Below are 16,513 nucleotides of genomic sequence, written 5' to 3' on the forward strand. Positions count from 1 at the left end.
CTTTCGTGCTGACCCCAGATCCTCCCACGTGGACCTGACCGGCTCCTCGCAGCACGCGACGGATCCTCCACATCCGCCCGTCATCCCCAACGCCCGTCCTCCCCGCCCATCAGGGTCCCGGATCGGTGAAGGTCAGGTGCATGACGACGAACTTCAGCCCCGCCGGCCGCGGCCGCCACCTCCTCGATGTCCACGACCCCGCCGAGCTCCTCGCGGAGGCTCGGTTGTGCCTGCGCGAGACACCGTCGGACTGCCTGATCCTCGCCGGGACCGGCGGGCTCGGCGCGCCCGCGATGATCACGCGTTCGACCTTGACCGACCTGCTGGCTCCGGGCGGGGGCGCGAACCTCGAGCGCCATCTGACCCTGATGCGTGATCGAGGGGCGGCGCCCTCCACGCACTGATCGTCGTCGGCGATGGCTACCAGCCCCTGCTGGAGACGGTGGCCAGAGAAGTCCTGCGGCGAGCGGGAACCCTCGTGCACGAGGCGGCGCAGGTGCTCGCATCGATGCCTTTCGGGCTGTTGTCCGTGCGTGGTGCCGCCTCCTCGACCTGCTGGGAGCTGGACCGCACAGGCGGCGAGGAGGCTCTCCGCCTCTCTGCCACAGGACCTCTGCGGCCCTTCTCCGACACCCGGTCCGCGGCCACCGCAGTCCTCACCGGGCGCCCGATCCCTCGCAGCGAACGCGAGGATCCGATGCTGCTCGAGATCGGACGCAGCCTTCGTCTGCCGGCCCGCGATCTCGCCTCGAGGGCGGATCCAGGTGCTCTGTTCACCGCCGCGAGGAAGGCGCTGGAGCTGCTCGGAGCCGGTGGGCTCGAGCTCTCGGAGGTGGAGAGGATGACGAAATATGAACACGTCGCGTCGCTGCTCTCCGCCGTCGCTGTGGACAGGCTCCATTGGGAGCTGCTGGCGCAATGCGTCGAGCATGGTGCCACCGGCATGATCGATCGGGAGTCACTGCTGCAAGTGCTCGTCAGGGACGCGAAATGGACCCCTCACGATGACGTCTGTGCAGGTGGAAGCTGGTATGTCTCTCTTGAGAAGCTGCGTTGCATCGCTATGGCGGCAGCGGAGTCGGCGCCGCCGGGGAGCACAGCACTGCGCGATCGGCATGGCGTGCCCTCACGGCGCTGCTGGTGCTGCTGGCGTGGTGGAATCATCGCTTCGCCACTGCCGGCCGTCTCGTGGACGAGCTCTGGGAGAGGGAACCTGAGTCGACTCTGGCACCCTTGCTGTCACGGATGACCGATACGCCGATCTTCCCTGCCTGGTGGCCCAGCACCTGATCCGGGCGCCATGACCCGGGGCAACGGGGAGAGCATCGAAGGAGCAGCACCGATGACCATCCTTGAGAGAGCGCCGAAGCGTCGGTGCGGATCTCCCCGTCAGCAACGGGGCCCCGCACGACCTGACGGCCCCCACGGAGATCCCCGCCATCACCGGTGCCTGGCGGCCGGAGATGGGGCCCGGCGACCGTCTCTTCGCGGAGCTCGGGCCGCTCGCCCTCGAGAGCGGCGCAGTGCTCGAGGAGGTCACGATCGCCTACGAGACCTGGGGGAGCTCGCTGAGGACGGGAGCAACGCGGTGCTCGTGCTCCACGCGCTCACCGGTGACTCCCACGTTCTTGGAACTGCCAGCAGCTCCCACCCCAGTGCGGGCTGGTGGGAGCAGATGGTGGGGCCGGGGCGACCCATAGACACCGACCGCTTCCATGTCATCGCCCCGAACGTGCTCGGCGGCTGCCAGGGCTCCACGGGACCGAGCACGCCGGCCCCCGACGGGCGTCCCTACGGCTCACGATTCCCCGTCATCACCACCCGGGACCAGGTCGCTGCGGAGCGGCGTCTTCGCGACCAGCTCGGCATCGAGCGCTGGGCGCTCGTGATCGGGGGTCGATGGGTGGGATGCGCGCGCTCGAATGGGGGTCTCCTATCCCGGCGAGGTCGAGCGGCTCGCCGTGATCGCCTCCTCGGCCCGTGCGACAGCCGACCAGATCGCGTGGAACAACGCCCAGATCTCGTCGATCCAGCTGGATCCCGAGTTCCGGGGCGGGGACTACTACGACCACGACAGCGGGCACGGCCCCCACACCGGGCTGGGCATCGCCCGCCGGATCGCCCACACCACCTATCGCACCGCCGATGAGCTCGAGAGCCGCTTCGGCAACCGGGCCCAGGGGAGCGAGAACCCGCACGACGGGCAGGGCAGGCATCAGGTCACCAGCTACCTCGATCACCACGCGGTCAAGCTCGCGCGCCGCTTCGATGCGAACTCCTACATCACCCTCGCCAGGACGATGAGCACCCATGACGTCGGTCGTGGTCGCGGCGGGGTCGACGAAGCTCTGGGCAGGATCCGGGCGCGGACGCTGGTCGTCGCGATCGACTCCGATCGCCTCTTCCCACCGGAGCTCGTCCGCGAGGTGGCCGAGCATGCCCCGCGCTCCGAATGGCACCTGGCCGCTTCGCCCATCGGGCATGATGCGTTCCTCCTCGCCCACCCGGGACTCGAGGAGTGGATCGGCGCCCTGCTGGGCGACTAAGCTGGACCAGCCGGTGCTGCTGCGCCGCTGCACCGTTGGGCAGGGAGGGGCCGTCGAATGACCATCGTCGTGGGGTACTCCCCGTCCGGACAGGGGCGGGCCGCGCTGGGGGCGGCTCTCCGCTATGGGGAGCGCACAGGCGAGGGCCTGGCCATCGCCTCCCATCAGTACAACGACCCCGAGCACGGGGTGACCGCCGCCGCGGAGGACGAGGTGCGGGCGGAGCTCGCCGCCCTCGGCGCCGAGCTGTCAGAGATCGCCGTGCACAGCAGCCCCGAGCGAGACATCGGGGAGTTCATCCTCTCGGTCGTGGACGAGGTCGACGCGAGCCTCGTGGTGATCGGGCTGCGCAGGAAGCCGCCGATCGGCAAGCTGAACCTGGGCGCCTCGGCGCGCAGAGTCGTGCTCGGTGCGCCCTGTTCGGTGCTCGCCGTCAAGGATGACCATCGCCCCGGCGAGCACGTCGGCTCCGCCCGGGCGTGACGGTGGGAATAAACCCTCCCGCACAGCGTTATACTCGATAGGCTTGACGGCACCGTGCGTTCGTGCGCCGTGAAACCGGTGGACACCGGGAACACGACACGGAGCGGAGACCGCGAGCCGCGCCGAGAAGACCGATCGCCCGAGTGTGGCGGACCGCCCACGCCGGGCCGCCGCCGGAAGAAGGAACTCTGTGACCTCCTCCAGTACTGCTGAGACCGCCTCCAAGGCGAAGCGCTCGACCAGCGCCGCAGCCGCGAAGGCAGCGGAGAGCTCCGAGGCCGTCGAGACCGACGCCGTCGAGACCGCTGCCGCCCCCGCCAAGAAGACCGCCGCGAAGAAGACTCCGGCGCGCAAGACGACCCCGGAAGCCCGCCGCCAAGAAGGCCGCGGCTGCACCGAAGGATGCCGAGGTCGACTCCGACACCGAGGAGGAGACCGAGGAGAGCGAGGCGAAGAAGGCCAAGTCCGCGACCGACACGAAGGTCGAGGAGTCCGGCGGCTTCGTCTTCAACGCCTCGGAGGACGATGCTCCCGCGCAGCAGGTCGTCACCGCTGGCGCCACCGCCGACCCGGTCAAGGACTACCTCAAGCAGATCGGCAGGGTCGCGCTGCTGAACGCCGCGCAGGAGGTCGAGCTCGCCGAACGGATCGAGGCCGGTCTCTACGCCGAGCAGAAGATCAAGGGCGACGAGTCGATCACGAAGACCAAGGCAGGCCGCGAACTGGCGATCATCGCCCAGGACGGCCGCGCCGCCAGGATCACCTGCTCGAGGCGAACCTGCGCCTGGTGGTCTCCCTCGCGAAGCGCTACACCGGCCGCGGAATGCTGTTCCTGGACCTGATCCAGGAGGGCAACCTCGGTCTGATCCGCGCCGTCGAGAAGTTCGACTACGCCAAGGGCTACAAGTTCTCCACCTACGCCACCTGGTGGATCCGTCAGGCGATCACCCGTGCCATGGCCGACCAGGCCCGCACCATCCGCATCCCCGTGCACATGGTCGAGGTCATCAACAAGCTCGCCCGCGTCCAGCGGCAGATGCTGCAGGACCTCGGCCGCGAGCCCACCCCCGAAGAGCTCGCCAAGGAGCTGGACATGACGCCTGAGAAGGTCGTCGAGGTCCAGAAGTACGGGCGCGAGCCGATCTCCCTGCACACCCCGCTGGGCGAGGACGGCGACAGCGAGTTCGGCGACCTGATCGAGGACTCCGAGGCTGTGGTGCCGGCAGACGCGGTGAGCTTCACCCTCCTGCAGGAGCAGCTCCACTCGGTGCTGGACACCCTCTCCGAGCGCGAGGCCGGCGTGGTCTCGATGCGCTTCGGCCTCGAGGACGGCCAGCCGAAGACCCTCGACGAGATCGGCAAGGTCTACGGCGTGACCCGTGAGCGGATCCGCCAGATCGAGTCGAAGACCATGTCGAAGCTGCGTCACCCCTCACGCTCGCAGGTTCTGCGCGACTACCTCGACTGAGAACCACATCATCGACAGCGGGCCTGGTTCCAATGGAACCGGGCCCGCTGTCCGTTCAGTGCTCGAGGGGTGGTGATCCCCGAGCGACGACGAGCCAGGAAGAACGCACAACAGCATGACGATGATCCCGGTGGCCTCCCGCTCCGCCACCACCTCCTCCGCCCCCTCGCTGCAGATCCATCGCGTCACCGGCGAGGAGTGGCGGTCGCATCGAGACCTGCGCCTGGACATGCTGGCTGCGGACCCCGACGCCTTCTGGGCCGATCCGGAGGAAGCACGTCTCCGTACGGAGCAGCAGTGGCGCGCGGAGATCAGCGGGCCTCGCATCCACCTCCAGGCACGGCGCGGAGCGGCGGTGCTCGGAGGGATCGCACTGCTCCCGACCGGTTACACCCCCGAGCACCTGATCCCGCCGGACCGCGCACTCATCGTGTCGCTCTGGGTGCGTCCCGCGGCGCGGGGCACCGGCGTCTCGCGCTCCCTCTTCACGGGGCTGGCACAGCTCGCGCTCGATCTCGGCCGTCCCGACCTGCGACTGGACGTCGATGACAGCAACATCTCCGCGCGGCAGCTCTACGAACGTCTCGGGTTCAGGGCCACGGGAGCCCGGGATCCCCGGGAAGGTCGCGGCACCTGGTGGGTCGAGTACGCGCTCCGCGCCGAGGAGCTGCTGGCGGGCTGAGAGGTACGGATCGCCTGGGCACGACGGAGGGCGCCCACCGTGATGGTGGACGCCCTCCGCGATGTCTAGGAGCGATCAGGCTCTGCGGTCAGTCCTCGATCGGCTCGGGCTTGAGGTGGAGACGCTCGGTCTCGTCGATGACCTCGGCGGCGACGCCCTGCAGCGCGTCCTGGCGCGCGCGAGCGTGGTGGGCGCAGAACATCAGTTCGCCGCCTGCTTCGAGGAGCACCTTGACGTACGCCTGAGCGCCGCAGCGGTCGCAGCGGTCGTGTGCCGTGAGCCGGGGAGCTTCGAGAGTGAGGTTCATAGGTCATTTCTAGCATCGAGCGAGGGCCCGGGGGAGTATCCGCAGCGCTGGTTCGCTGGGGGCGCAACCTCTTGTGAGCCCGACCGCTCGACGCCGCGGGAGACGACTCGCACCTGTGAGCGGGGCGGCACGGGCAATGCCCGGATCCGGTGGCCCGGACCCGTAGGATCTGATGGGTGTCCACCACCAGCGCTGTGAAGAAATCTGCTTACGACGCCCGCAACCTCCAGGTCCTCGAGGGCCTCGAGGCCGTGCGGAAGCGTCCCGGCATGTATGTCGGCTCCACCGACTCCCGGGGCCTCATGCACTGTCTCTGGGAGATCCTCGACAACGCGGTCGACGAGGCCCTCGGCGGCCACGGCGACACGATCGAGGTGATCCTCCACCCCGACCACTCCGTCGAGGTGCGTGACACCGGCCGCGGCGTCCCGGTGGACGTCGAGCCCCGCACCGGCCTGACCGGCGTCGAGGTCGTCTACACCAAGCTCCACGCCGGCGGGAAGTTCGGCGGCGGCTCCTACGCCGCCTCGGGTGGTCTGCACGGCGTGGGCGCGAGCGTCGTCAATGCGCTGTCGGGCCGTCTCGATGTCGAGGTCGATCGCGCCGGCAAGGTCTACGCCATGAGCTTCCAGCGCGGTCAGCCCGGCGAGTTCGCCGACACCGATGGCCCGGATCCCGAATCCCCGTTCGCCCCGTCCTCCGGCGCTGCCGCGCTGCGTGTGGTGGGCAAGGCCAAGCGAGGCGTGACCGGCACCCGAGTGCGCTACTGGGCCGATCCGCAGATCTTCGTCAAGGGCTCCCACTTCTCCCTCGACGACCTCACCCGCCGCTCCCGCCAGACAGCCTTCCTGGTTCCCGGGCTGAAGCTCACGGTCACCGACCTCCGCCCCGAGGCCTCCCCGGACCAGCCGGCGACCCGCGTGTACAAGTACGACGGCGGGATCAGCGAGTTCGTGGAGTACCTCGCCCAGGATCAGAAGATCACCGACGTGATCCGCCTGCAGGGGACGGGTGAGTACACCGAGACGATCCCGGTGCTCGACAAGAACGGCCACATGGTCTCCACGGATGTCGAGCGCTCCTGCGAGGTCGACATCGCCCTGCGCTGGGGATCGGATTTCGACGCCACCCTGCGCTCCTTCGTGAACATCGTCGCCACCCCCAAGGGCGGCACCCACGTCACGGGCTTCGAGCAGGCGATGGTCAAGACCGTCCGCAAGCAGGTCGAGAACCACGCCCGCCGCGTCAAGTTCAACGCCAAGAACGAGAAGATCGAGAAGGACGACACGCTCGCCGGGCTGACCGCTGTGGTCAGCGTGCGCATCGACGAGCCGCAGTTCGAGGGGCAGACGAAGGAGGTGCTCGGGCACCCCGGCGATCCGTGCGATCGTCTCGAAGGTCGTCGAGGACCGGCTCACGGAGTTCCTCACCTCCACCAAGAAGGGGGAGAAGGAGCAGGCCGCCCTGGTCATCGACAAGGTGGTCTCGGAGATGCGGGCGCGCATCGCCGCACGCATGCACAAGGAGGTCTCGCGCCGCAAGAATGCGCTGGAGTCCTCCACGATGCCCACCAAGCTCGCCGACTGCCGCACCCATGACGTGGAGCGCTCGGAGCTGTTCATCGTCGAGGGCGACAGCGCACTCGGGACGGCGAAGAATGCCCGCTCCTCGGAGTTCCAGGCGCTGCTGCCGATCCGTGGCAAGATCCTGAACGTCCAGAAGGCGTCCGTCACGGACATGCTGAAGAACACCGAGTGCGCGGCGATCATCCAGGTGATCGGAGCGGGCTCGGGACGCACCTTCGATCTGGAGGCCGCGCGCTACGGCAAGATCATCATGATGACGGACGCCGACGTCGACGGCGCCCACATCCGCACTCTGCTGCTGACGCTGTTCCATCGCTATATGCGCCCGCTGGTCGAGGCCGGTCGGGTCTACGCCGCGGTGCCGCCCCTGCACCGGGTCGAGATCGTCCACGGTGGCAAGAAGAAGAACGAGCTGGTCTACACGTACTCCGAAGCGGAGCTGCACAAGCTGCTCAAGAACCTCGAGCGCCGCGGGAAGAAGTACAAGGAACCGATCCAGCGGTACAAGGGCCTGGGTGAGATGGATGCAGATCAGCTCGCGGACACCACCATGGATCCCGGCCACCGCACCCTGCGCCGGGTGCGCATCGAGGATGCCGAGGCGGCCAGCGCCGTCTTCGAGCTCCTGATGGGATCCGAGGTCGCTCCGCGCAAGCAGTTCATCATCGAAGGAGCCGAAGAGCTCGACATGGAGAGGATCGACGCATGAGTGTCGCCGTCCGAGTGATCCCCTGCCTCGATGTCGACGCGGGACGCGTCGTCAAGGGCGTCAACTTCAAGAACCTGCGCGATGCGGGGGACCCGGTCGAGCTGGCCGCTCGCTACGGTGTCGAGGGTGCCGACGAGCTGACGTTCCTCGACGTCACCGCGTCCTCGGGCGGCCGGGACACCATGATCGACGTGGTCCGCCGCACCGCCGAGCAGATCTTCATCCCGTTGACGGTCGGCGGTGGGGTGCGCTCCGCCGAGGACGTGGACCAGCTGCTGCGCGCCGGAGCGGACAAATGCGGGGTGAACACTGCCGCTATCGCACGCCCCGAGGTGATCTCCGAGATCTCCCGCCGCTTCGGGAACCAGGTGCTGATGCTCTCGATCGACGCCCGCCGTGTCACCGATGAGACCCCCGAGGGCACGGCGCGCTCCGGCTCCGGCTTCGAGGTCACCACCCACGGCGGTCGGCGCGGCACCGGCATCGACGCGATCGCCTGGATCCGCGAGGTGACCGAGCGTGGGGCCGGGGAGATCCTGCTGAACTCGATGGATGCTGATGGCACCGAGCAGGGTTTCGACCTCGAGCTCATCCGTCTGGCGCGTGAGGCGACGTCTCTGCCGCTGATCGCCTCGGGCGGCGCGGGCACGCCGGAGCACTTCGCCCCGGCGGTCCATGCTGGTGCGGATGCGGTGCTGGCCGCGAGCGTCTTCCACTTCCAGCAGATGACGATCGGTGAGGCGAAGGCGGCGATGGCCGCCGACGGGATCACCGTGCGGTGAGTGCGCCGCTCTCGATCGCCCAGCGAGCAGACGGCACGTCCCGCTCTGCGGGGCGGCGAGTGACTGCGGCGGCGCTCGTGGTGCTCCTGCTGCTGGTCGCGACCGGTGCCTGGCTGCTGTGGGACAACCGCAGGCTCGACGTCACCACCCATGACGTCGTCATCGACCCGCTGCCGCCTGCGCTGGACGGGCTGCGCATCGCACAGGTCTCGGACCTGCACGCCGCGGACTTCGGAGACTTCCGGAAGCGTGTGGTGTCCTCGGTCGGGGAGGCGCAGCCGGACCTGATCGCCCTCACCGGGGACCTCATCGACTACCGCACCACCGAGCTGGCCAGCGTGCTCGACATGGCTGAGCAGCTGCAGGCCATCGCTCCCGCCTATTTCGTGCTCGGAAACCATGAGGCCGATTCGCCGGTGCTCGAGGAGCTGCTGGCGGGCCTGGCAGACCGAGGGGTCGTGGTGCTGCGTGACGAGGCGGTCCAGATCGAGATCGACGGGGCCGAGCTGACGATGGTGGGGCTCGATGACCCGCGGGTGCGGGCCTCCGGACGGGCGGAGCCCCGGGAACCGGCCGAGGTGCTCGCGGAGCTCGACCTGCCTGAGGATTCCCCCACGGTGCTGCTCGCGCACCGCCCGGAGCTGCTGGAGGGATACCTCGGGATCGGCGTCGACCTGGTCTTCTCCGGCCACGCCCACGGCGGGCAGGTGCGCATCCCCTGGGTGGGCGGTCTGTACGCCCCACATCAGGGGACTTTCCCTGCGCTCAGCGAAGGAGTGCATGAGCGTGAGGGGACGTCCATGGTGATCAGCCGTGGTCTCGGCAACAGCATCGCAGGGGTGCGGGTCAACAACCCGCGCGAGCTCGTGATCGTGGAGCTGCGCCGAGAGGGATCAGCCTGAGCATTCCGCTGGCTCATGAGGCGAGCTGCGGACCTGATGACGCATGGCGCGAGGACCGCCCGAGATCATCCCGGGCGGGCCTCGCGGTGCCTCACCGCAGATGGGTGAGGCCAGCCTCGAGCAGAGCGCTCTGGACGAGCAGCTCGTGCTCGTGCCGAGCAGCCTCCGCTGCCTGTTCGAGACGCGCCTGGCGCACCGCACGTCGGCGCGCGAGGAACGACTGCAGCTGAGATTCGAAGGCGCGGTCGTCGGTGAGCTGCTCGAGCCGGCGCAGGGTGCGCTCGGTGGTGGCAGCGGTGGTGGTTCGGTGGGTGCCGAGAAGAGCGTCGGCGGACATGAGGAGCTCCTGGGGGAGTGGTGTGTGATCAGGTTCCTCCGCAGCGCGGACAGCGTGTGTCCGCGAAGTGCGCAGGAGGGTGCCGCCGCGGCTCGAACGCATCGAGCGGCGGGAAATCTTCGGTGTGCGGCCGGGAGCGGTGCCACCCGGCGGCCGGGAGCGGTGTGCTCCGTCAGCCGGCCGTGGGCGCGGCGTCGTCGGCGGTGCTGCGGCCCCCACCGGCCGCTTGCTGAGCCACGGGCTGTCCGTGGTGCCGGAAGGGGATGCGGCGAAGCCGTACGACGACGCGGCCGGGATATCCGGGGTCGTGGTCGAGGTCGTGTGCATCTCCATACGGACAGTCGACCACTTCGTCCGGGCGGCGCACAACTGATTAAACGCGCACATGATGACGAGGACCCGGCCACCCCGTGAGGGGCGACCGGGTCCGGGTCGGGTGCTCCGCCGGGCGGAGCCGGTCTCAGCGCTCGATGCGGTAGGTGACGCCGCTGGTGTGCGAGCGGCCGGGCTCGAGGGCCACGTAGCCATCCTTCGCGACGGCCGGCTCGATGCACACGAACTCGGGCCAGGCCGTATCGGGGATGTCGGCCATCCCCGTCACGAGCGTGTCCCAGGGGTTCCAGACCACCGTCTTGGTGGTGCCGCGGGTGGTGGAGACTAGGCGGCGACCGCTCTTCTCATCGGTGACGGTCACGTCGGCGGCGGAGTCGACGACCCGGTCGGTGGAGCCCGTCAGCCGCAGCGGCCCGTCGGCCAGCACATCGGGGGCCAGGCCGCGGGTGTTGTCGAGGTAATCCGCCCCCTCCAGCCCGTGGATCGCGATCTCGCGGACGTCGCCGACAGCCAGATAGGTGTGCAGCGCGGCCTCGAGCTCGAGCGGCCTGGACCCAGCGGTGATGGTGAGGGCTACCGACAGCTCGGCACCGAGGCGGAACTCAGCCGTCGCAGCCAGCGCCTTGACATCCTCGGGGGTGCGGAGCGTGAGCACGACATCATCACCCTCACGGACGGCGCTCGCCAGATCCCAACGGAGGGTGCGCAGCCAGCCGTGCTTGACCTCCATGGCCAGATCGCGTCCCGGCCCGAACCACGGACCGACCAGCGGGATGCCGCCACGCACGGCCTGACGCTCACCGAAGGCGGAATCCGGGCTCAGCCACAGCAGATCCTTCTCCCCGGCCGGGGCCCAGCTGGTCAGATGCGCGCCGTCGAGGAGCAGCTCGGCCGTCGCGGCAGGGGTGTCGACCAGCAGCGCATCCACGCCGTGCACCTGCTCGAGGCGCACCCCTTCGGGCAGGGGGACAGAGGCGGTGGACGCGTCAGCGCTCGGAGAGTTCATGGGCACATCGTCCCACGCTCGCTCCCCGCCGATCCGGTGAAGGTCACCTGGTGGAACGGCTCTGAGAGGTCATCCGACCGCGGCGATCGGCACCGCCACCGGAGTGCCCGAGCCGTCACGACGACCCGTCGGCTCGGGAAGGTCGATCGGCTGCCCGGCCTCGGAGGAGGCGCGCGCCGGATGCGGCACCACCCAGGCACCGATGAGCTCGTCCTCCCCGCGCAGGAAGCGATGGCAGCGCATCCCGGCGGTGGCACGGCCCTTGGCCGGGAACTCGGTCAGAGCGGAGACCTTGAGCGAACCTGTCTGCAGCAGCGGAAGGGTCGAGGAGCTTCCGGCGACGGTCACCACGTCCGCGGGGGCGGTCACGTCGATGACCCCGAAGGAGACCACCCGGGCACCCTCGGCGAGCTTGACGCCCGCCACTCCGCCGGCGCCGCGACCCTGCGGGCGGACCCCGGAGGACGGGAAGTGGAGCAGCTGCGCATCGGAGGTGATGAACACCAAGTCCAGGTCCTCATCCGCTTCGAGATCCACGACCCCCACCACGGCGTCGCCGTTCTTGAGGGAGATGATCTCGAAGCCGTCGGACTTCGGGAATTCGAGCTGGACCCGCTTGACCACGCCCTGCCGCGTGCCGAGCGCGATCGCCCCGCCCCGGGCGAGATCGTCCTCGTCGAGCCGGATCAGGCCCAGCGCCCGCTCCTCGCGCTCGAGGTCGATGAGGTCCGCCAACCGGGTTCCGCCTGCGAGCGACGGCGCCCCCGCGGTCGGGGCGAGCGAGGGGAGGTCCACGACGGACAGCCGCAGCACCCGCCCCTGATCCGTGACCACACCGATCGTCGAACGGGTGGTGGAGCGCACGTGCGAGACGACCACGTCGTGCGCACCGCGCTGGCCCTCCCGCAGCAGCGGTCCCTCACCCGTGATCCGGGCGATCAGCCCGGTCCCCGTGAGCAGCACGTTGCAGGGCTCGTCGGCCACCTCGAGCGAGACCCCCGCCTTCGCGACGGGCTTGTCCGCTGCCTCCAGCAGCACGGTGCGGCGGGAATCGCCGTGCTCCGCGGCCACAGCGGCGAGCTCGTCGGAGACCAGCGCACGCAGCACCGCGTCCGAGCCCAGGATCTCCTCGAGCTCCTCGATCTCGCGGCGCAGGTCGTCCCGTTCGGCCTCGAGATCGATCTGCGAGAACTTCGTCAGGCGCCGCAGCCGCAGCTCGAGGATGTACTCGGCCTGGAGATGCGAGAGGTCGAACACCGTCATCAGCCGAGCGCGCGCCGTCTCGGAGTCATCGCTCTGCCGCACGATCTGGATGACCTCGTCGATATCCAGGATCGCCAGCAGCAGACCCTCCACCAGGTGCAGGCGGGCCTGACGCTTGCTCAGCCGGTGCTCGGTGCGGCGGCGCACCACCTTCAGCCGATGGTCGACGAACACCTCGAGCAGCTGCTTGAGGCCCAGAGTGCGCGGCTGCCCATCGACCAGGGCCACGTTGTTGATGCCGAAGTTCTCCTCCAGCGGCGTGTACCGGTACAGCTGCTGCAGCACGGCCTCGGGGTCGTAGCCCGACTTCACCGTCATCACCAGGCGCAGACCGTGGTGACGGTCGGTGAGGTCCTGGTAGTCGGTGATGCCCTGGACCCGCTTGGCCTGCACCGCATCACGCAGCTTCTCGGCCAGACGCTCGGGACCCACCTGGTAGGGCAGCTCGGTGACGACGATGCCCTTGCGGCGCGAGGTGATGTTCTCGATCCGGGTGGTGGCCCGCATCTTGAAGGAGCCGCGGCCGGTGCGGTACGCGTCACGGATGCCCTCCAGTCCCACGACCCGCCCGCCGGTGGGGAGGTCCGGCCCCGGCACGAAGCGCATCAGCTCCTCGAGCTCGGCCTCCGGATGATCGATCAGGTGCCGGGCGGCGGCGATGGTCTCGACCAGGTTGTGCGGCGCCATGTTCGTGGCCATGCCGACGGCGATCCCTGAGGCTCCGTTGACCAGGAGGTTCGGGTACTGGGCGGGGAGCACCTCGGGCTGGGTGAGCTGATTGTCGTAGTTCGGGATCATGTCCGCGACGTCCTCGTGCAGCGAGTCCGTCATCAGCAGAGCGGCCTTGGCCAGACGCGCCTCGGTGTAGCGCGCCGCCGCCGGGCCGTTGTCGAGGGAGCCGAAGTTCCCGTGGCCGTCCACCAGGGGCAGGCGCATGTTGAAGCTCTGCGCCATCCGCACCAGTGCGTCGTAGATCGCGGTGTCGCCGTGCGGGTGGAGCTTGCCCATCACCTCGCCGACGACGCGCTGACTCTTCACATGACCCTTCTCAGGGCGCAGGCCCATCTCGGCCATCATGTAGAGGATGCGCCGCTGGACGGGCTTGAGGCCGTCTCGCGCGTCGGGCAGGGCCCGCGAATAGATCACGGAGTACGCGTACTCGAGGAACGACGACTCCATCTCACTGGTGACGTCGATGTCGACGATCGTCTCGTCGACCGCGTCGTCCCCGGCGGGCGGATTGGTGCTGCGTGATCGGGCCATGAGGGACATCATGGCGCATGACCGGGCACGATCCCGGGAACCAGGCACCGGAACGGGACGTGAATCCCGTCAAACTCCCGGGCCGCGACGTTAGGATCGGGACATGGTGGAACGACGCGAAGGCCTGCGGTCCCTGCGCCGGCGAGCCCGGGACGAGGACGAGACCGCACCCACCTATCCCGCGCACTGGGAGGCGGACATCGCCCTGCGCGACGGCTCGGCAGCTCATCTGCGACCGATCCTGCCGACGGACGCGGATGCCCTGCAGGAATTCCACCAGCGGCAGTCCGAGCATTCCCGGTACCTGCGCTTCTTCGCTCCTATGCCGAAGCTGTCCCGTCGGGACCTGGAACGGTTCACGCACGTGGACCACCATGATCGGGTGGCCTTCGTGGTCCTGCTCGGCGCGGAGATCGTGGCGGTCGGGCGGTACGACCGCATCGAGCCGCACTCCGCCGAGGTCGCGTTCAACGTGTCCGACTCCCACCAGGGGACGGGCCTTGCCTCAGTCCTGCTGGAGCACCTCGCCGCCGCGGCCCGCGAGCGGGGGATCAACAGCTTCACCGCCGAGGTCCTGCCGCAGAACACCAAGATGATCAAGGTCTTCACCGAGACCGGCTTCGACGTGGACCGTGTATATGACGACGGCGTGGTGATGGTCTCCTTCCGCATCGATCCGACGGCGCGCTCGCTCGCGGTGATGGCGGAGCGCGAGCACCGCGCCGAGGCACAGGCCATGGAGCGGCTCCTGCATCCCGAGTCCGTGCTGCTGATCGGGGTCTCCTCCCGTGCCGACTCTGCTGGGGGACGCTTCCTCACCGCGTTGGAGAGCTCCGGGTACAGCGGAACCGTTCACCTCGTCTCCCGCGACGCTCTCGAGCTGCGGGGGCGCCGCACTTGGGCGAAGGTGAGCGACGTGCCCGGCGCCGTGGACCTCGCCGTGATCGCCCTGCGACCCGAGGCCTGTGTGGAAGCGATCGACGAGTGCGCCGAGATCGGCGTGCGCAGCGTCCTGATCCCCACCGAGGGATTCTCGGAGACCGATGCGGGACGCCGACTGCAGCGCGAGCTGGTGACACGGGTCCGTCGCCACGGCATGCGACTGCTCGGCCCCGGCTCTTTCGGCTTCCTGCGCACGGGGCAGGAGGCGATCAGCCTCTCCCTGGCGCCCCGGATGCCGCGCCCGGGACCGGTCGCACTGGCCGGTCAGTCCAGTGCGCTGTCGGCAATGCTGCTGGCGGGGACCGATGCCCGAGGCCTCGGCGTGCACGAATTCGTGGGCGTCGGGAACCGCGCCGACGTCTCCCTCAACGACACCCTCCAGCATTGGGAGGACGACGAGCAGGTCGGGGTGATCGGGCTCGCCCTCGAATCCATGGGCAATCCGCGCAAGTTCACCCGGATCGCGCGCCGGCTCACCCGGAGCACCCCGCTGATCGTGCTGCGACCGCCCGGCAGCGAGTCCCATCTGCCGCCCGGGCACGATGTGCGCACCACGACCCTGCCCCGCAGAGCTCTCGACCAGGTCCTGGAATCGGCCGGGGTGGTGCAGACCGGGGAGTGGACCACCTGCTCGACGTGGTCGATGCCATCGGACGCCAGGGCCTCCCGCTCGGCCGACGGGTGGGACTGCTGTCCAACACCGCGGCCCTCGGGGCCTCGCTGCGCGGCTCCGCGGGCCAGGCGGGCCTGGAGGTCGTCGCGGAGAACCACAGCGTCCCGCTCTCCCCGGATCCGCGCCTGATCCAGCGGGCCTTCACCACGATGGCGGCGCTGGGCAAGGTCGACATGGTCATCGCCGGCATGATCGACCCCCAGACCACCGAGGTCGCCGAGGTGCTGCGCCAGATGGCGCTCGTGGCCCGCCACTCCGAGGTAGTGCTGCTGGTGTGCCTGGTCACCACGGCGGACCGGTTCGAGGAGGTGCAGAGGGCGGTGCGTGCCGACTCCTCCCTGCCTCCTGTCCACGCCACGCCCTTCGCCGTGGTGCGGGCCGGGGCGGGGATGCTCAGCGCCGCCCTGCGGCCCGAGGCCGATGACGACGAACCCGCGCAGCGTGAGGACATCGACCGCGCCGCAGCCCGGGACCTGGTGGACGATCTGCTCGCCGACAGCGCCGTCTCCGCCGTGGAGCTCTCCCTGGAGCAGACCACCGCGCTGTTGGCGGCGTACGGCATCGACCTGCTGACGACCCGCCGGATCACGGGCGTCGAGGACGCGCTCGCGCAGGCCGCCGAGATCGGCTATCCCGTGGCGCTCAAGAGCACGGACCCGGTGCTCCGCCACCGCGCCGATCTCGGAGGAGTGCGCCTGGACATCCCCGACGCGGTCCAGCTGCGTCATGCCGTCGAGGGCATGCGCCGAGACCTGTCCTACTCGAGCGCGCCGCTCGAGGTGCAGGCCATGGCGCCCGCCGGGGTCCCGATGGTGGTGCGCAGCGTCGAGGATCCCTCTCTCGGCCCGGTGGTGTCGCTGTCCGTGGCCGGGGACGCGACCGATCTCCTGGACGACATCGCCTATGCGATCCCGCCCTTCAGCGAGAGCGCCGCGGCGAAGCTGGTCGACACCCCGGCCACCGCGGTGAAGCTGCGGGGGACCCGCGGCCTGCCGCCGGCGGACCGCACAGCTCTCGCGGATCTCGTGGTCCGGATCGGCCTGCTCGCCGAGGACCTCCCCGAGGTCTCCTCCTCGAGCTGTACCCGGTGCTGGTCGCGCAGGACGGCACGACCGTGGTCGGGGCGCGGGCGCGGCTGGCCCCGCCGCCCAACCGCACCGACAGTCCACGGCGTGCCCTGTCCGGCCCGCCAGGCACCTGAACCGCGCCGACCGACGCTGCAGGGCGTGGA

Annotated in this window: 11 protein-coding genes and 4 pseudogenes; 11 read left to right on the top strand and 4 right to left on the bottom strand. The window is 69.5% G+C overall.

Translation table 11 applies throughout. The features are described from left to right. Positions 1-140 precede the first annotated feature (140 nt). From H3H54_RS08535 to H3H54_RS08560, 6 genes and pseudogenes are all read left to right on the top strand, one after another. Positions 141-404 (top strand): hypothetical protein, encoded by a 264-nt coding sequence (locus tag H3H54_RS08535; protein ID WP_262426256.1) that lies wholly within the window; start codon positions 141-143, stop codon positions 402-404. A gap of 649 nt (positions 405-1,053) precedes the next feature. After that, on the top strand, positions 1,054-1,290 hold the full coding sequence (locus H3H54_RS08540) for a hypothetical protein (RefSeq protein ID WP_262426257.1): 237 nt from the start codon (positions 1,054-1,056) through the stop codon (positions 1,288-1,290). Between the two features lie 173 nt (positions 1,291-1,463). Next, positions 1,464-2,546, top strand: a pseudogene (locus tag H3H54_RS08545) (homoserine O-acetyltransferase). 57 nt (positions 2,547-2,603) lie between these two features. Beyond that, complete coding sequence (locus H3H54_RS08550; RefSeq protein WP_262426258.1) at positions 2,604-3,029, top strand: universal stress protein; 426 nt, start codon at positions 2,604-2,606, stop codon at positions 3,027-3,029. A 145-nt stretch (positions 3,030-3,174) separates the two neighbouring features. Next, positions 3,175-4,497: pseudogene (locus tag H3H54_RS08555) on the top strand (RNA polymerase sigma factor). A gap of 115 nt (positions 4,498-4,612) precedes the next feature. Then, on the top strand, positions 4,613-5,179 hold the full coding sequence (locus H3H54_RS08560) for a GNAT family N-acetyltransferase (protein WP_262426259.1): 567 nt from the start codon (positions 4,613-4,615) through the stop codon (positions 5,177-5,179). A gap of 88 nt (positions 5,180-5,267) precedes the next feature. Here H3H54_RS08560 and H3H54_RS08565 read toward each other — a convergent pair whose 3' ends face one another. Next, complete coding sequence (locus tag H3H54_RS08565; protein ID WP_262426260.1) at positions 5,268-5,486, bottom strand: hypothetical protein; 219 nt, start codon at positions 5,484-5,486, stop codon at positions 5,268-5,270. Positions 5,487-5,662: 176 nt separating this feature from the next. On the opposite strand from H3H54_RS08565, the pseudogene H3H54_RS08570 reads away from it, so the two are divergent. The 3 genes and pseudogenes from H3H54_RS08570 to H3H54_RS08580 all read left to right on the top strand — a co-directional run bounded on the left by H3H54_RS08570 (position 5,663) and on the right by H3H54_RS08580 (position 9,465). Continuing rightward, a pseudogene (locus H3H54_RS08570) lies at positions 5,663-7,781 on the top strand (type IIA DNA topoisomerase subunit B). Then, entirely contained in the window at positions 7,778-8,563 is a 786-nt protein-coding gene (hisF, locus tag H3H54_RS08575; RefSeq protein WP_262426261.1) for an imidazole glycerol phosphate synthase subunit HisF, read from the top strand. The pseudogene H3H54_RS08570 and the gene hisF overlap by 4 nt, the downstream one beginning before the upstream one ends. Next, positions 8,560-9,465, top strand: coding sequence for a metallophosphoesterase (locus H3H54_RS08580; RefSeq protein ID WP_262426262.1), 906 nt, complete (start codon positions 8,560-8,562; stop codon positions 9,463-9,465). The genes hisF and H3H54_RS08580 overlap by 4 nt, the downstream gene beginning before the upstream one ends. A gap of 91 nt (positions 9,466-9,556) precedes the next feature. Here H3H54_RS08580 and H3H54_RS08585 read toward each other — a convergent pair whose 3' ends face one another. The 3 genes from H3H54_RS08585 to H3H54_RS08595 all read right to left on the bottom strand — a co-directional run bounded on the left by H3H54_RS08585 (position 9,557) and on the right by H3H54_RS08595 (position 13,667). After that, on the bottom strand, positions 9,557-9,802 hold the full coding sequence (locus H3H54_RS08585) for a hypothetical protein (protein ID WP_262426263.1): 246 nt from the start codon (positions 9,800-9,802) through the stop codon (positions 9,557-9,559). Between the two features lie 460 nt (positions 9,803-10,262). After that, positions 10,263-11,141 carry a D-hexose-6-phosphate mutarotase gene (locus tag H3H54_RS08590; protein WP_262426264.1) on the bottom strand — a complete coding sequence of 293 codons (879 nt, stop codon included), beginning with the start codon at positions 11,139-11,141 and terminating at the stop codon, positions 10,263-10,265. Between the two features lie 69 nt (positions 11,142-11,210). Continuing rightward, positions 11,211-13,667 (bottom strand): DNA topoisomerase (ATP-hydrolyzing) subunit A, encoded by a 2,457-nt coding sequence (locus H3H54_RS08595; RefSeq protein WP_262426265.1) that lies wholly within the window; start codon positions 13,665-13,667, stop codon positions 11,211-11,213. A gap of 103 nt (positions 13,668-13,770) precedes the next feature. Between H3H54_RS08595 and H3H54_RS08600 the strand changes: the two genes are divergently transcribed. Together H3H54_RS08600 and H3H54_RS08605 are read left to right on the top strand one after the other, a co-directional pair. Then, on the top strand, positions 13,771-15,411 hold the full coding sequence (locus H3H54_RS08600; RefSeq protein ID WP_262426266.1) for a GNAT family N-acetyltransferase: 1,641 nt from the start codon (positions 13,771-13,773) through the stop codon (positions 15,409-15,411). Positions 15,412-15,671: 260 nt separating this feature from the next. Beyond that, a pseudogene (locus H3H54_RS08605) lies at positions 15,672-16,292 on the top strand (acetate--CoA ligase family protein); the annotation flags it as partial. Positions 16,293-16,513: the final 221 nt, after the last annotated feature.

The organism is Brachybacterium sp. Z12, from assembly GCF_014400405.1.
In the GTDB taxonomy this organism is placed as follows: Bacteria; Actinomycetota; Actinomycetes; order Actinomycetales; family Dermabacteraceae; genus Brachybacterium.

Bases quoted from the DNA above. Each gene is read 5' to 3' on its own strand.
- H3H54_RS08590 (WP_262426264.1), bottom strand. From the start codon at position 11,141: ATGAACTCTCCGAGCGCTGACGCGTCCACCGCCTCTGTCCCCCTGCCC.
- H3H54_RS08595 (WP_262426265.1), bottom strand. From the start codon at position 13,667: ATGGCCCGATCACGCAGCACCAATCCGCCCGCCGGGGACGACGCGGTC.
- H3H54_RS08560 (WP_262426259.1), top strand. From the start codon at position 4,613: ATGACGATGATCCCGGTGGCCTCCCGCTCCGCCACCACCTCCTCCGCC.
- H3H54_RS08565 (WP_262426260.1), bottom strand. From the start codon at position 5,486: ATGAACCTCACTCTCGAAGCTCCCCGGCTCACGGCACACGACCGCTGC.
- hisF (WP_262426261.1), top strand. From the start codon at position 7,778: ATGAGTGTCGCCGTCCGAGTGATCCCCTGCCTCGATGTCGACGCGGGA.
- H3H54_RS08585 (WP_262426263.1), bottom strand. From the start codon at position 9,802: ATGTCCGCCGACGCTCTTCTCGGCACCCACCGAACCACCACCGCTGCC.
- H3H54_RS08550 (WP_262426258.1), top strand. From the start codon at position 2,604: ATGACCATCGTCGTGGGGTACTCCCCGTCCGGACAGGGGCGGGCCGCG.
- H3H54_RS08600 (WP_262426266.1), top strand. From the start codon at position 13,771: ATGGTGGAACGACGCGAAGGCCTGCGGTCCCTGCGCCGGCGAGCCCGG.
- H3H54_RS08535 (WP_262426256.1), top strand. From the start codon at position 141: ATGACGACGAACTTCAGCCCCGCCGGCCGCGGCCGCCACCTCCTCGAT.